The sequence below is a fragment of the Arthrobacter sp. SLBN-112 genome (assembly GCF_006715225.1).
Classification (GTDB): Bacteria; Actinomycetota; Actinomycetes; order Actinomycetales; family Micrococcaceae; genus Arthrobacter.
On sequence record NZ_VFMU01000001.1, the window covers coordinates 3961777 to 3976275 of the forward strand.

Below are 14499 nucleotides of genomic sequence, written 5' to 3' on the forward strand. Positions count from 1 at the left end.
CTGGATTCGTGGTGACCGGGAGCCAGCAGTCCCCTCGGTGCTGGCTGATGACCGGCAAAAGGCGGGACGCCGTTGCGGCGTCCCGCCTCCGGCCCGTCAGAGCCCGATGGGGGTGGAGTGCTTACCTGGACAGGACGCCAAGGCGTGTCTTGAAGGAGGGATCAAGGGTCTTCTCGACGCCCTTGATGTCCTTCCCGGCCACCAGCAGCTGGGAGCCCTGGAGGAGCGGCAGGGTGGAAAGGTCCTTGGCCACCGCGGATTGGACGTCGCCAAGCAGTTTCTGGCGTTCGGTCTTGTCAGGCGTGGTGAGCTGCTTCTGCACCAGGTCCGTGACGGTCGGGTTCTCGTAGTGGTTCTTCAGGAAGTTGCCGGGGATGAAGAACGGCGTGAGGTAGTTGTCGGCGTCGGAGTAGTCCGGGAACCAGCCCAACTGGTAGACCGGGTAGGCGTCTGCGGTCCTGGCCTTCGAGTACGTCACCCATTCGGTGGACTGCAGGTCCACGGTGAACAGGCCTGACTTCTCCAGCTGTTCCTTGACCATGGCGTATTCGTCACCGGAGGACTTGCCGTAGTGGTCCGGGTTGTACTGCAGCTTCAGGTTGACCGGACCGGTGACTCCGGCGTCTGCCAGGACCTTCTTGGCCTTGTCCAGGCTCGGTTTGCCGCTGCCGTCCCCGTACATCTCCTTCATCGGCTGGGTTGCGCCGGGCAGGCCGTCCGGGACCACCGAGTATGCGGGCACGTAGGTCCCCTTGTACACCTGGTCGGAGATCGCCTGCCGGTCGACGATGTCAGCCATGGCCTGCCGCACTGCAAGGGCCTTGGCGGGGTTGGCTTCGGGCGTCTTGGCGCCGAAGGGCATAGTGTCGAAGTTGAAGACGATGTACCGGAGCTCGCCACCCGGGCCCTTGTAGACCTTGACCTTGGAGTCCTTGTCCAGGTCGGCGGCGTCGGTTGCTGTGAGGCTGCGGCCGGCAACATCGATATTGCCGCCCTGGACGTCCAGCTTCAGGTTGTTGGAGTCGGCGTAGTACTTGATGACGGCGCTGTCATTGGCTGGCTTGCCCAGCAGCCCGCTGTAGTCCGGGTTGCTCTTGAGGCTGACGAGTTCGTTCTTCTTGTAGGAATCGATGGTGTAGGGACCGGCGAAGGGCTTGCCGGAAACGATGTCCTCATCGCTCATCACTTTGTCGGCGGGGAAGACCTCCTCGTCGATGATCGGGCCCGTGTTGGTGCCCAGGACGCTGGGGAACACCTGGTCGTTGCCGGCCTTCAGGGTGAACACCACCGTGGTGTCATCCTTGGCCTCGACGGATTTGAGGTTGGACAGCAGGGACGAGGGTCCGTTGGGGTCGTTGATCTTCACCACACGGTCGTAGGAAAACTTCACGTCCGAGGCAGTCAGTGCATGGCCGTTGGCAAACTTCAGGTTGGGTTTCAGTTTGACGGTGAACTCTGTGGGCGTCGTGAAGGAGGCCGATTCCGCGATGTCCGGGCTGACCTCTGCCGCACCGGGCTTGGAGTTCATCAGGAAGGGGTACACCTGGTTCATCACCAGGAAGGAACCTGCGTCATAGGAGCCGGCGGGGTCGAGGGTTACGACCTTGTCCGTTGTTCCGAATGTGATGGCACCGCCACCGGCGCTGCCGCCGGTGGACGTTCCGCCGCCTCCGCCGCCCGATGGCCCGGTGCAGGCTGTCAGGGCCAGGGCGGAGATGCCTGCCAGCGCGATGGCGCGGTGCAGGGCCGTTGTGCTCTTGATCATCTGTGAACTTTCTGTCCGATGAGTACGTGCATGCCGGGCGCATAGGCTTATATGCCCCTGCTCCGGCGCGCAGTGCTGATCCCTAGATTCAATCAGAGAGTCGGCCCTCAGGACGGCCAATTCTGTGAGTTGAAACACAAACTTTATTTCTTTGGTACCCCCGCCCACTGGGCGGACAGCGGGTGCAGGCACCCCGGCCCAAGAGCCCGCTGCACGCAAAAGCACCGCCCTGGTGGTGACCGGGGCGGTGCCTTGGATGGTGCGGGTTAAAGCGCGGCGCGCTGGAGCGAGCGGGCGGCGTCGATGGTGGCCTGGCCCAGTACCCGGCTGCCCTGGTAAAGCACCACTGTCTGGCCGGGGGCCACGCCCCGCAGGGGCGTCACCAGCCGGACCACCAACTGGTTTCCTGCTGCGCCGTCAGTGGCGGACTCCACCCAGGCAGTGGCCGGGACCGGATCCCCATGGGCGCGCACCTGCGCGTGGCAGTCAAATTCAGTTCCGGTTTCCACTTCGGCGATGGGAAGTCCCGCCCAGGAAACCTTGATGCCGCGGATCTCGTCGATCGCCAGCAGCGCCTCGGGACCAACCACCACCTTGTTTTCCTTGGGCCGGATTTCCAGGACGAACCGGGGCTTGCCGTCGGCGGCAGGAGTTCCGAGCTTGAGCCCGCGCCGCTGGCCGACGGTGAATGCGTTGGCGCCGGGGTGCTCCCCCACCTTCGCGCCGGTCTCGTCCACGATGTCGCCGCTGGTCATGTCGATCTTTTCGGCAAGCCAACCGGCTGTATCGCCATCGGGAATGAAGCAGATGTCGTGGCTGTCCGGCTTATTGGCCACGGACAGGCCCCGCCGCTCCGCTTCTGCACGCACCTCGGCCTTGGACGGGGTATCGGCCAGCGGGAACATGGAGTGCTTGAGCTGTTCGTGGGTGAGGACGCCAAGGACATAGCTCTGGTCCTTGGCCCAGTCCGCGGCGCGGTGCAGTTCCCGGTTGCCGTCGGCGTCTTCGATCACCTTGGCGTAGTGGCCAGTGCACACAGCGTCAAAGCCCAGGGCAATGGCCTTCTCCAGCAGGGCGGCGAACTTGATGCGTTCGTTGCAGCGCATACAGGGGTTGGGCGTCCTGCCGGCCGCGTATTCATCGATGAAGTCCTGGACGACGTCTTCCTTGAAGCGCTCCGAGAAGTCCCACACGTAGTAAGGGATGCCCAGCACGTCGCAGGCACGCCAGGCGTCCCGGGAATCCTCGATGGTGCAGCAGCCGCGGCTGCCCGTGCGCAGGGTGCCGGGCATGCGCGAAAGGGCAAGGTGGACGCCGACGACGTCGTGCCCGGCCTCCACCGCGCGGGCGGCGGCAACAGCGGAGTCCACTCCGCCGCTCATGGCTGCTAGTACTCGCATGCTGGCTTTCTGTTGAGGGATGGTGTCTTCCGGGGCCGGGCTGAACCTCCCGGCGGCGGAAACGATCTTCGCCTATCTATTCTACGGTGGCAGGCAAATCGGTGATCCGCATACAAACGGGCCAGGCGTAAAGGAAACGGGCCGGCGGCTTCACGCGCCGCGCAGCGCCTGCCGCGCCACGGTTCCCGCTGTCTGGATCGAGGACTCGCGCCCGGCCATGCCAGCCTGGCGTGCCCGCGCATAAGCCTCCGGCAGCGCCCCGAGCAGGGCATCGACGTCGGCCTCGCTGGAAGCGTGCCCCAGGCTGAACCGCTGGGCTCCGCGCGCTGTCTCCTCGTCCAGGCCCATGGCCAGCAGCACGTGGGATGGCCGCGGAACGCCGGCCGTGCAGGCCGAACCGGTGGAAGATTCGACGCCGGCCAGGTCAAGGAGGAACAGCAGCGAGTCCCCTTCACAACCCGGGAAGGTGAAATGCGCGTTGCCCGGCAACCGGCCGCCGCCCGGCGCACCGCGAAGGACCGCTTCAGGGACGCGTTCGCGGACGCCCTCGATCAGGCGGTCACGCAATGCGGCAATCCGCGCGGCTTCAGTCTGCAATCCGGCAGTAACAGCCTCCGCGGCGGCAGCGAAGGCAGCGATGGAGGCCGTGTCCAGGGTGCCCGAGCGAACGTCGCGTTCCTGCCCGCCGCCGTGCTGCACCGGTGTCAGTTTGACCGTCCGGCCCAGCAGGAGCGCGCCCACTCCCACCGGGCCGCCAATCTTGTGTCCGGAGATGGACATGGCGTCCAGGCCCGAATCCTTGAAGTCCACCGGCACCGATCCGAAAGCCTGGACGGCGTCAGAGTGCACCGGGACGCCCGCGGCATGTGCCAGCTCAACCACGCGGCGGATGGGCTGGATGGTGCCCACCTCGTTATTGGCCCACATCACGGTCACCAGGGCCACGGCCCCGGGGTCCCGGGAAAGCTCGGCCTCGAGGACGTCAAGATCCAGGACGCCATCGCTGTCCACCGGCAGCCAGGCCACCTCAGTGCCCTCGTGGCGTTCAAGCCATTCCACGGTGTCCAGCACCGCGTGATGTTCGACGGCGGAGCAAAGGATGCGGCGCCGCTTTGGGTCTTCTGCCACGCGGGACCAGTACATGCCCTTCACTGCGAGGTTGTCCGATTCCGTGCCCCCAGAGGTGAAAATGACTTCCGAGGGGTGGGCTCCTGCAGCCGCGGCGATAACCTCGCGCGCATCCTCGACGGCGCGGCGGGCCCGGCGTCCCGATCCATGCAGCGAGGACGGGTTGCCCGTGCGCGCGAGTTCACGCGTCAGGGCGGCGAGCGCCGCAGCCGAAAGCGGAGTAGTGGCGGCATGGTCGAGGTACGCGGGCATCCCCCAATTCTATCGCGGCCTGCCGCTGCGTCCCCGGCGGGAGCCTTCAGTCCCCGCCGGTGATCCTTGCGCAGCACTGACCGGGTGCGGCGGCCGGGGCAACACGCTCTTCGGCACTGCCGCAGCCCACCGCGGCCCCGCGCAGGAAAGCGCCGTTCATGTCGCATACCACTGCTGTATGAGACCGCGAGAGCCGGTGGAACGGGCAGTTGGGAAGCAGGTAGCCGCCTTCACCGTCCTGCTCCGGCTGGTAGCCGGCTTCGGCCAGGAATTCCTCCAGGCCGCCGGCTGCCTCTGCCAGCTCCCGGCCTTTCCGGAAGGCGGCCGCACGGAGCGATTCACCGACGGGAGCGCCGCCGGCCTGGGAGTCTTCGATCGCCGCCGCCATGAGTTCCCCGGCGAGGTCATAGTTCCGGTCCGGCACCGACGCACCCACCTCGCTTCCCACCGGCCGGTACATCTTGGCGGGGCGGCCGGACCCCGGCCCTGCCCTGCCGGCGGGCTTGTAGAACTCCACGGCCAGCAAGCCGTCCTGAACCAGGCGGTCCAGGTGGAAAGAGACCGTACTGCGGGGCATGCCTGCAGCCTCAGCCACTTCGTCGCGCCCCAGCGGCGCGGGCGATGCAGCCACCAGTTCAAAAAGCTGCAGCCTCTTGGCGTCCGTCAGCGAGGCTACGGCAGCAATCCGGTCAGCCCACGGAAGTCGGTACATGATGTCCACCAATCCAAAGTCAAGATCTATTGATTATAGAACGTTTCCTTTCTAAAATTGGCATACCTACTTTTAGAAGGAGAGCACCATGAAATCAGCATCGGCAGTGCGGGCCGGGAACGCAGCAACAGCCATGCCGGCGGCCAGGCAGGCGTTCCTGCTGCTGCGCACTGTCTTTACCGTCGCCCCGATCCTTTTCGGTTTGGACAAGTTCACCAACATCCTCACTGACTGGACTGTCTACCTGGCACCCCAGGCCACCGCCGTCGTACCGCTGGCTCCCCAGACCTTCATGTACATCGTGGGCGTCGTGGAGATCATCGCGGGCATCGTCGTGGCTGTCCGGCCGAAATACGGCTCGCTGCTGGTGGCAGCCTGGCTGGCAGGGATCATCATCAACCTGCTGCTGCTCGGGAGTTTCTACGACGTGGCCCTCCGGGACTTCGGTCTGCTGGTGGGCGCGCTGGCCCTTAACCGCCTGTCGATGGGAACCAGCCGAACCACTGCGTAAGCTCGCGGGAATCCACCGGGCGCCGTCCGTGACAGCACCCAGCGTTACCGGCACAAAGACCCGCCGGCAGCTGAGCCCTCCAGCCGCCGGCGGTTTTGCGCGCGCGGACCTGGAAAACCGCGGATTCTGCCAAGGGATCCCGGCGCCGAGGAAGCCGCCCGGACCATGCGCAGCCTCAAGCGGACGGCGGCAGCAGCGGCAGGTAGCGGACCACGTCACCGCGGGCGGAAGCAAGCGTTGCCGGATCCGGGCAGGACACCGAGACATAGGCAGAGGATTGCGCAGCCCCAAAAACCCTTGCCAGCACGGCAGTGGACCGCCCCCCGGGAGCCGACTGCTCAAGCGCCAGCACTTCCACGTTCTTCCCGGGAGCATCGGGGGTACCGCCCCACTGCAACGTTTCCGTCTTCAGATACGAGGGCTGGATGGTGGCGTCCAGGTACTGGAACAGGGCGACGGAAGATTCGCGGTCCTCACCGCGTACCAGCGGAGCCTGGCCCGTACTGACCCTCGCGGCAACAAGGCACCCATCCGTTTTGGCGAACTGATTGGCGCCCGACACGTTCTCCTTAACCAGCTTCCAGCCAGGCACGTCTTTCAGCCCATCCGAAATGCCTACCGGCACCCCGGGCGCCAAGGTGCCGCCGGCAGCAAAGGGCAGGTCCCGTCCCGCCACAGCCGCAGCATCGTACCCCGGGGTGATGGTGGGCGTGGACACAACGGGTGTGCCGGCAGGGGCAGCAGTCACGGAAGGATCCCTCACGTCCACGCTGCAGCCGGCCAGAAGCACCGCACCCAGGCCGGCAGCGGCGAGCAACACCCTCCGGTTCCCTGCCCATCCGGTCCGCCCCGCCGTCGTCGGCATATCCTTCTCCACTCCGTTACTCCCCCTCCAGCTGCTGTCCGGCCGCGCAGCACGAGTCTAGACGGCATCCCATGGGAACCCGGAAGCCCCGGGCGTTCGTTGTCACGGCAGAGTGCCATCCGTGCCGGCTGGACTGTGCTGGCTAAACTGGGCGGGCACTTTGCTTCCCCTGCGGAGAATTGAAGAAGCCGCGCATCAAGAAAAGGAACATCTTGACCGAGAGCAGCAGCTCCCACTACCAGGTCCTTCGCGTGGCCGTCACCGCCACCGAAAAGGAAATCAAGGTGGCTTACCGGCGCGCTGCCAGGACGGCCCACCCGGACCACGGTGGTGACGCCGCAACCTTCCGCCGCGTGACCGCTGCCTACGAGACCCTCATCGATCCACAGCGCCGGAAGGCCTACGACCGCACCTATGGCGCCGGTCCGGTCCGCGGCATGCCGTCCGACGACGGGGCCCACTTTGATGCGCCCGCCGCCGGAAGCCGGGCATCTGCCACCGTCCGCAGGCCGGACAACGGCAGGAACACCGCGGGAGACCCGCCGGTGTACGTTCCGCCGTACGGGACAGGAAGCTCCGAAGTCCCCCTTATTCCCCTTGCCCAGGCGCGCCAACAGGTGCACGGCATGCCGCGGAAACGGGGGATCTTTGGGGCCGAAGCCCGCATCCAGCGCGAAATGCGGACCGTGCAGCTGCTGACCCGGCAGGTGCTGCCGAACATCCCGGCCGCCCGGCTCATCAACGGCCTGCAGTCGCCCGCTGACAACAATCACATCGACCACGCGGTCCTGTCCGGCTACCGGCTTGCCCTGGTGAACTCCATGCTCCTGCCCAAGGGCGCCTACGCCTGGGACGGCCGGACCCTCAACCACGGCGGCCGCGCGGTGGCGCCGCCGCAGCTCGCCCGGGTGGTGTGGGCCATGCAGGACATCTTCCCTGAACTGAATGTCACCGGCTGGACGGTGGTGCACAGCCCGGACGGCAACCTCCATGAACCGGTGATCGACCACCACCGGCGCCCGGCGGGCGCGCTGGAGACTGTGCAAATCGTCAACGCGGCGGGCATGGTGCGCGGCCTGAAGGAATTCCTGGCATCGGGCCCGGCCCCCAACACGGTGAACATCCCGGTCCTTGCCAGGCTGCTGCGCGGCATGCACTGAGCCTGGATGGCTAGGATGGGGAGGTGTTCCGCATCCTATTCCATGCCCCAGAAATCCCCGGCAATACCGGAAATGCCATCCGCCTTGCCGCCATCACCGGCGCAGAGCTGCACCTCGTGGAACCCCTGGGCTTCGACTTCTCCGACGCAAAACTCCGCCGGGCAGGCCTTGACTACCATGACCTCGCAGTAGTCACGGTGCACAAGTCAATCGACGACGCCTGGCGGCACCTTCAGCCCGAACGCGTCTACGCCTTCACGTCGGACGGCAACACCAGCTACACGGACATCGCCTACCAGCCCGGGGACGTGCTGATGTTCGGCCGCGAATCGGTGGGACTCCCGGAAGAGCTGAAGAACGACCCCCACGTGACGGCCACCGTGCGCCTGCCCATGCTGCCGGCCCTTCGTTCACTGAACCTTGCAAACGCCGCCTCGATTGCCGTCTACGAGGCCTGGCGGCAGCAGGGCTTTGCCGGGGCCAGGCTTTAGGAAGCCCCGGCCGAACAAATTTTTCACCCGCTGTCCCATCCACCCCGCCTCCGGCATCGAATGACTCTTGACGACATTCAGAGCGGGGCAAGGAGCGGCAGGTGACTCTACTGGAGGCAGGATCCCGGCAGACGGGCCGCAGCCGGAACGGCACTGCTGAGGATTCGCCGCCCGGAGACTTATGCTTGGACTTAATGGAAACTCCCAACGCGCCAAATTCCGAGGGCTCCGCCGCGGTGACTGACCCACCTGCGGACCTCAGCCAACGCCTCTCGGTCCTGCTGGCGGGCATTGCCCGCGGGGACCAGGCGGCCTTTGCCGAGTTTTACCAGCTGACCTCCCGCAGGGTCTTCGGCATGGCACGGCGCGTCCTGATCGATCCCGAACTCAGCGAGGACACCACACAGGAAGTCTTCCTGCAGGTCTGGCAAAACGCTGCGAAGTTCGATCCGCAGGCAGGGAGCCCGCTCTCCTGGCTAATGACCATCTCGCACCGGCGGGCTGTGGACAAGGTCCGGTCGTCACAGTCCTCCACCGACAGGGAAGCCAAGTACGGGGCCAGTACCCAGGACATCGACCACGACAGCGTGTCCGACGAAGTGGGCAGCCGGCTGGAAGCCGAGGCGGTGGTCCGCTGCCTGGGGACGCTGACCGAAACACAGCAGGAATCCGTGCGCCTGGCCTATTACGGCGGCCTCACCTACCGGGAGGTCGCGGAACGGCTGAATGCAGCGGTACCCACCATCAAGTCCCGCATCCGCGATGGACTGATCCGATTGAAGACCTGTTTGGGGGTGAGTTGAGATGAGCGGAACGGATGAAAGCCGCAACGGCGGGTCGAGTTCCTTCGGCGACACCGTCGCCATGGACCTTGCATCAGGCCGCGCCGTGGACCTGGCGGAGCTGTATGCCCTGGATGCGGTCACGGAGCAGGAACGCGACGCCATTGACCTCCATATCTCCACGGCCCCGGAAGCGGAACGCCAGGCCTTCTTCGAGCGCGTCCGGCAGTCCCGCGAGGCGCTGGCCCGCACCTTCCGGGTGGAGGAGGCACCGCCATCGGACCTCTTCGACCGGATCGTCGCGCAGCTTCCTGCCCAGTTGCCCGGGCAGGTCAGACTGCCTGGCGGAGGCGCGCCGGCACCAGCCGGAAGCAGCGCTCCAACGCCTCTTCGCGTCACCCCCGGCGGGCCGGACGCACGTGACGAGCTGGCGCAGGCCCGCAAGCGGCGGGAGGAACGGCGCGGCCCGTCCGGCGCCCGGCGCTGGCTCGTCGGTATGGCGGCCGCCGCAGCCATCGCCCTGGGCGGTGTGGGTGTGGGCGCCTACATGGCCGACCAGAACGACCCCGTCAACCAGGTGGCCAGGGCCGGGGACCTGCGTGAGGCTTCCGTGAACGTTATAGGCGGCGGCAAGGCCACCCTCCTGATTTCAGCGTCGGAGGACGCGGCCGTAGTGAAGATGAGCGGTGTGCCCGCTCCCCCGGCCGGCAAGGTGTACCAGATGTGGCTGATCCCCAAGGACGGCTCGGCGCCGGTGTCGCAGGGGCTGATGGATGAACAGGCCCTGTCCAAGCCCGCTGTGGTTCAGGGAATCCACTCGGCTGCCTCACTGGGGATCACCGTTGAGCCGGCCGGTGGGTCCAAGGCGCCGACGCTGCCCACGGTGGCGGCAGCCCCGCTTGGAGCCTGACGCGGCAGCAACACCGGCACCAACGCCCATAAAGAGAACGGAGCGCCCCCGGCCCCTTCCGATGGAAGGAACCGGGGCGCTTTCCTGCCCTAGAAACCTGCGATTGTCCCGGGCCCGTTGACTGCCACCACATGGAAGGCTTCTGCGCTGCGCCCGTCCGGAAGCCCGGCCCGGGCGGCGTTGAGCCGCATACCCTGACGCACGGTGGCTTCCATGGCGTCCACGTCAGGGTGCTGGCTGACGTGGACGTGGATGGCGGCCAGTTTCGCATCCACCTGCGCGGTGACGTCCACGAAGTGGTTTTCCCGTTCCGCCGGTCCGGCGTACAGCCACAGCCATGGCAGCTTGTAGGCTGCCAGGCCGGCTTCGGCCAGCTCCGGGTAGGCGAACGGGTTCTCGAGCGCCGGATACACGGCGCGGGTCACGGCTTCCCCCACGGCCAGGTGGTCGGGGTGGCTCTTTTGGATCCGCTGCCAGTTCCGTTCAGGATGCATGGCCAGCACGACGTCGGGACGGAGTTCGCGGATCAGCCGCACCACCCCTTTCATCACCTCGTGCGACGGTTCCAGGTACCCGTCCCGCTGGTGGAGGTAGTGGATGTCACTGACGCCGACCAGTTCCGCGGCGCGGTGCTGCTCGGCGTCGCGCATGGCGATGATGTCCGCGCGGTGGGCCGGATCGAAGCCGCCCGCATCGCCGTCGGTCATGATGCAGTAGCTGACCTCCACGCCGGCCGCCGTCCATGCGGCGATGGTGCCGGCGGCGCCGAAGTCGATGTCGTCAGGGTGGGCCGCAAAACAGAGCACCCGCCCAACCCGGTGCATATCCGGGTTGAACGGGCTCCCTGCCTGCCCATGGGAGGCAGCCAACGATTCAGCCTTTTCGCTTCTTGATCTCGGCCGCAGCCTGGGGAAGGACATCGAATACGTCACCGATGATGCCGAAGTCCGCAATTTCGAAGACCGGGGACTCGGCATCCTTGTTGACGGCGACGATGACCTGGGATGTCTGCATGCCGGCTTTCTGCTGGATGGCGCCGGAGATGCCCGCGGAGATGTACAGCTGCGGGGAAACTGTCTTGCCCGTCTGCCCCACCTGGGCGTCGTGGCTGATCCAGCCCGCATCCGTTGCCGCACGGGAGGCGCCCACGGCGGCACCGAGGGCATCGGCCAGCTCCTCCACGGGACCGAAGTCACCGTCCATGCCGCGTCCGCCGGCTACCACGATCCGTGCGTCCGTCAGGTCCGGCCGGCCGCTGGCCACCTTCTGCTCGCGGGCCGTGATCCGGGCAGCCGCAGCCACTGCGGGAACATCCACGGTGACCGTTTCGGGGGTGGTGGGCGCAGGGGCAGGTTCCGGGATGACGTTGTTGGCCTTCAGGGTCAGCACCGAAACCGGGGTGGTGGCCTTGCAGGCAGTGCTGTAGGAGCCGGCCAGGACGGACTTGTGCGCAGTGCCGTCCCCGTCCACGGCGACGACGTCTGTGATCACTCCTGCGTTCAACCGGATCCCCACGCGTGCTGCGATCTCCTTGCCTTCCGGCGAGTTGTCCAGCAGCACGATGGCGGCGCCGCTGGCCTCTGCCGCGGCGGCCACGTAGGCGGCCTTGGGTGCCACCAGGAAGTCATCCAGGTCCTGGGCGGACGGGTGCAGGATGCTGTCCACGCCGTACTCGGCGAAGGTGGCGGCCACGCCGTCGGAAAGGTCTCCGTTGAGTCCCACGGTGCTTCCGCCCAGGGAGCGCGCCAGGGTCAGCAGCTCAAGGCTGCTCTTCTTGAGCGATGCGCCCGGGTTGTCGATGAATACGAGTACTTTTGCCATGTCGATGTCCCTCTTAGAGCAGCTTCTGGGCGGCCAGGAAGTCAACCAGCTTGATGCCGGCGTCGCCCTCGTCGGTGATGATGGTGCCTGCGGTCCGGGGCGGCCGCTGCTCGGCGCTGGCCACGCTGGTCCAGGACCCGGCGAAGCCTACCTGGGCGGGGTCAACACCGATGTCGGCCAGGGACAAAGTGGTGATGCTCTTGCGCTTGGCCGCGATGATTCCCTTGAAGTTGGGGTACCGGGGCTCGTTGATCTGGTCCGTCACGGATACGATGGCGGGCAGCGGCGCCTCGACGGTCTCCGAGGAGGTGTCGGCGTCCCGGCGTGCCGTCAGCCGGCCGCCGTCGACCTCCAGCGTGGAGGCAAAGGTCACCTGGGGCAGCCCGAGCCGTTCGGCCAGCTGTGCCGGGACCAGGGACGTTTCACCGTCGGTGGAGGCCATGCCGGTGAGGACCAGGTCCACGCCGCCCAGGTGCCGGACCGCTGCGGCGAGCGCCAGGGAGGTGGCTGCGGCGTCCGAGCCGGCCAGGGCGTCGTCGGTCACGTGGACACCCTCGGTGGCGCCCATCTGGAGGGCCTTCTTGACGGCGTTGACAGCTCCGGAGGGGCCCATGCTGAGGGCGATGACCTGGTTGCCCGCCTTGCTTCCGCCCCTTGCCTCGGCCAGCTGCAGCGCTGCCTCGAGGGCGTATTCGTCAAGCTCGGACAGAATGCTTTCGTCGCGGTCCACGGTGTTGCCCGCACCGTTGAGGTGGCGGTCGAACTGGGCGTCCGGTACATGTTTGACCAGGACTACGATCTTCAATGTCTCTTCCACTGTGTTTACAGCAGCCTTCCATGCTTGTGGACAGCCAGCCGGGTGGGTCATGGCCGCGGAATGCCCGGCAGGCGGGTAGCTCCTAGCTAACCATATCGGCGTGCCCCCGCGCCCTCTTCCGTTAACGCCTGTGTCAGGGTGTGGCCGGGACGCAGTATGACGACGGCGGCGCCCCCTTGGGAACGCCGCCGTCGTTATTGCTGCTGTTGCTGCCGGACGTCAGCTGGCCGCCGCACCCAGGGTGACGTCGAACGTCTGCTCCTTGCCGCTGCGCTGGACAGTGATCTTCACGGTGGAGTTTGCCGGCTGTTCGCGGACAGCGGCAGTCAGCTGGTTCGGTTCGCCGATGGTGAGGTCGTTGAACTTGGTGATGACGTCGCCGACCTTGATGCCGGCCTTTCCGGCCGCCGAGTTGGGGTCAACGGTGGCGACGTCGGCGCCCACCGAGAATTCGGAGGATGCGCCGGACGTGGTTTTGGCCTTGACGCTGACGCCCAGCTGGCCGTGCGAGGCCTTGCCGGTGTCGATGATTTCCTGGGCCACGCGCTTGGCGTTGTTGATGGGGATGCTGAAGCCGACGCCGATGTTGCCGCTCTGCGAGGAGGACGTCCCGGATCCCGCGGAGGCAATGGCCACATTGACTCCGATGATCTCGCCCTTGCTGTTCACCAGGGCGCCGCCGGAGTTGCCGGGGTTGATGGCCGCGTCAGTCTGGATGACGTTGATGGCGATGGAGCCCTCACCCGCGCTTTGCTGGCTCTGGCCGCCGCCCGGAGGCGCGAACTGGAAGCCCTGGTCGCCGCCCTGGCTGTTGTCACCGCCCTTCGGCGCTGCAGACGATGCGACGCTGATGGTCCGGTTGAGGGTTGAGACGATGCCGTCCGTGACGGTTCCGGTCAGGCCGAGCGGGGATCCGATGGCGATGGCGGTATCCCCCACGTTGAGTTTGGCGGAATCGCCCAGGGTGGCAGGGGTGAGGCTTGAGGTGTCGTCCACCTTGATGACGGCGAGGTCGGACAGGGGGTCGGTGCCCACCAGCTTTGCCGGCAGGACCTTTCCGTCGCTGGTCCGGATTTCGAGGGTGGCGTTGGCAGTCTGGCCATCGAGGGTCACCACGTGCGTGTTGGTCAGGATGTGGCCCTGGTCGTCGAGGACGATGCCCGAACCAGTGCCCCCTGAACTGCCGCTGCTGGCACTGATGGTGACAACGCTGGGCGAAGCCTTCACAGCCGCTGCGGTGATGGCGTTGACGTCGTCCTTGTTGTTGACGATGACGGTCCCGGGCTGGCTGTTGCCGGTGACGGTTGAGGTGCTGGACCCGGTGTTGCCGAACAGTTCCCCGGCGCCAACCGTGGCCACGCCGCCGCCGACGAGGCCTGCTGCGAGGATGCTGGCCACGAGGGTCCCGACGCCGAAGCTCGCCTTCCGCCGGGGCGCGTCCTTGGGGTTGGGCGCCAGGCCGACACTCCCGTTGCGCGTGCCGTGGCCGTCACCGTGCAGGGGCTGGCCGTTCTGCTGCTGGCCGTAGTATCCGGACTGGCCGTAGAACGGCTGGCGCTGCGGGTATACCGGACGCGGGGCCCCCGGCAACTCCTGGGTGTGGTTCTCACGCGACTGCGGCTGGTCCAGCCGCTCCGTGTGGTTCTGGTGTCCCGTGGGGTTCTGCTGCTCCCCGCCGCTGTTCCCATACTGAGTGGCCGCCTGGCGGTCTCCGGGCTGCTGCTGGTCCTGCCGCTGCGGATCCTGCTGCTGCCACGGGTTCCTGCTGCCCGAGTGGCTGTCCTCCGGGACCTGTCCTGGGGTTTGATTCTCAGTCATGGGACTTCCTTTCATCCTGGTCTGCCATTAACTATGTACCGTTCCGCTGGAACAAGCTCGGATGTTT

At 66.5% G+C, this 14499-nt stretch carries 14 protein-coding genes; 5 read left to right on the forward strand and 9 right to left on the reverse strand.

What is annotated here, in order from left to right:
* Positions 1-121 precede the first annotated feature (121 nt).
* The 4 genes from FBY33_RS18200 to FBY33_RS18215 form a co-directional block, all read right to left on the reverse strand.
* Complete coding sequence (locus tag FBY33_RS18200) at positions 122-1765, reverse strand: ABC transporter substrate-binding protein (RefSeq protein WP_142031738.1); 1644 nt, start codon at positions 1763-1765, stop codon at positions 122-124.
* A 266-nt stretch (positions 1766-2031) separates the two neighbouring features.
* Positions 2032-3165: a tRNA 2-thiouridine(34) synthase MnmA gene (gene mnmA / locus FBY33_RS18205; RefSeq protein ID WP_142031739.1), complete on the reverse strand. Its 1134-nt coding sequence runs from the start codon at positions 3163-3165 to the stop codon at positions 2032-2034.
* 150 nt (positions 3166-3315) lie between these two features.
* Positions 3316-4545 carry a cysteine desulfurase family protein gene (locus FBY33_RS18210; protein WP_142031740.1) on the reverse strand — a complete coding sequence of 410 codons (1230 nt, stop codon included), beginning with the start codon at positions 4543-4545 and terminating at the stop codon, positions 3316-3318.
* A gap of 46 nt (positions 4546-4591) precedes the next feature.
* Positions 4592-5257 carry a helix-turn-helix transcriptional regulator gene (locus FBY33_RS18215; protein ID WP_142031741.1) on the reverse strand — a complete coding sequence of 222 codons (666 nt, stop codon included), beginning with the start codon at positions 5255-5257 and terminating at the stop codon, positions 4592-4594.
* An 88-nt stretch (positions 5258-5345) separates the two neighbouring features.
* Here FBY33_RS18215 and FBY33_RS18220 point away from each other — a divergent pair, with 88 nt between their 5' ends.
* Complete coding sequence (locus FBY33_RS18220) at positions 5346-5768, forward strand: hypothetical protein (RefSeq protein WP_142031742.1); 423 nt, start codon at positions 5346-5348, stop codon at positions 5766-5768.
* 175 nt (positions 5769-5943) lie between these two features.
* Here FBY33_RS18220 and FBY33_RS18225 read toward each other — a convergent pair whose 3' ends face one another.
* Positions 5944-6645, reverse strand: a complete 702-nt coding sequence (locus tag FBY33_RS18225) for a hypothetical protein (RefSeq protein WP_327436758.1) — start codon at positions 6643-6645, stop codon at positions 5944-5946.
* 200 nt (positions 6646-6845) lie between these two features.
* Here FBY33_RS18225 and FBY33_RS18230 point away from each other — a divergent pair, with 200 nt between their 5' ends.
* The 4 genes from FBY33_RS18230 (at position 6846) to FBY33_RS18245 (ending at position 9976) form a co-directional block, all read left to right on the forward strand.
* The gene (locus FBY33_RS18230; RefSeq protein WP_142031743.1) at positions 6846-7793 is read left to right on the forward strand and encodes a J domain-containing protein; all 948 of its coding nucleotides are present in this window, start codon (positions 6846-6848) and stop codon (positions 7791-7793) included.
* Between the two features lie 23 nt (positions 7794-7816).
* Entirely contained in the window at positions 7817-8284 is a 468-nt protein-coding gene (locus FBY33_RS18235) for a tRNA (cytidine(34)-2'-O)-methyltransferase (RefSeq protein ID WP_142031744.1), read from the forward strand.
* Positions 8285-8478: 194 nt separating this feature from the next.
* Positions 8479-9087, forward strand: a complete 609-nt coding sequence (locus FBY33_RS18240; protein WP_142031745.1) for a sigma-70 family RNA polymerase sigma factor — start codon at positions 8479-8481, stop codon at positions 9085-9087.
* Between the two features lies 1 nt (position 9088).
* The gene (locus tag FBY33_RS18245) at positions 9089-9976 is read left to right on the forward strand and encodes an anti-sigma factor (protein WP_142031746.1); all 888 of its coding nucleotides are present in this window, start codon (positions 9089-9091) and stop codon (positions 9974-9976) included.
* 89 nt (positions 9977-10065) lie between these two features.
* Here the strand turns inward: FBY33_RS18245 and FBY33_RS18250 are convergent, their stop codons facing one another.
* The 4 genes from FBY33_RS18250 to FBY33_RS18265 form a co-directional block, all read right to left on the reverse strand.
* A complete protein-coding gene (locus FBY33_RS18250) occupies positions 10066-10800 on the reverse strand; it encodes a PIG-L deacetylase family protein (RefSeq protein WP_142033031.1) in 735 nt (244 codons plus the stop codon).
* A gap of 49 nt (positions 10801-10849) precedes the next feature.
* Positions 10850-11797: an electron transfer flavoprotein subunit alpha/FixB family protein gene (locus FBY33_RS18255; protein ID WP_142031747.1), complete on the reverse strand. Its 948-nt coding sequence runs from the start codon at positions 11795-11797 to the stop codon at positions 10850-10852.
* A gap of 13 nt (positions 11798-11810) precedes the next feature.
* Positions 11811-12602 (reverse strand): electron transfer flavoprotein subunit beta/FixA family protein, encoded by a 792-nt coding sequence (locus tag FBY33_RS18260; RefSeq protein ID WP_142031748.1) that lies wholly within the window; start codon positions 12600-12602, stop codon positions 11811-11813.
* Positions 12603-12833: 231 nt separating this feature from the next.
* Positions 12834-14432 (reverse strand): S1C family serine protease, encoded by a 1599-nt coding sequence (locus FBY33_RS18265; RefSeq protein WP_142031749.1) that lies wholly within the window; start codon positions 14430-14432, stop codon positions 12834-12836.
* Positions 14433-14499 lie beyond the last annotated feature (67 nt).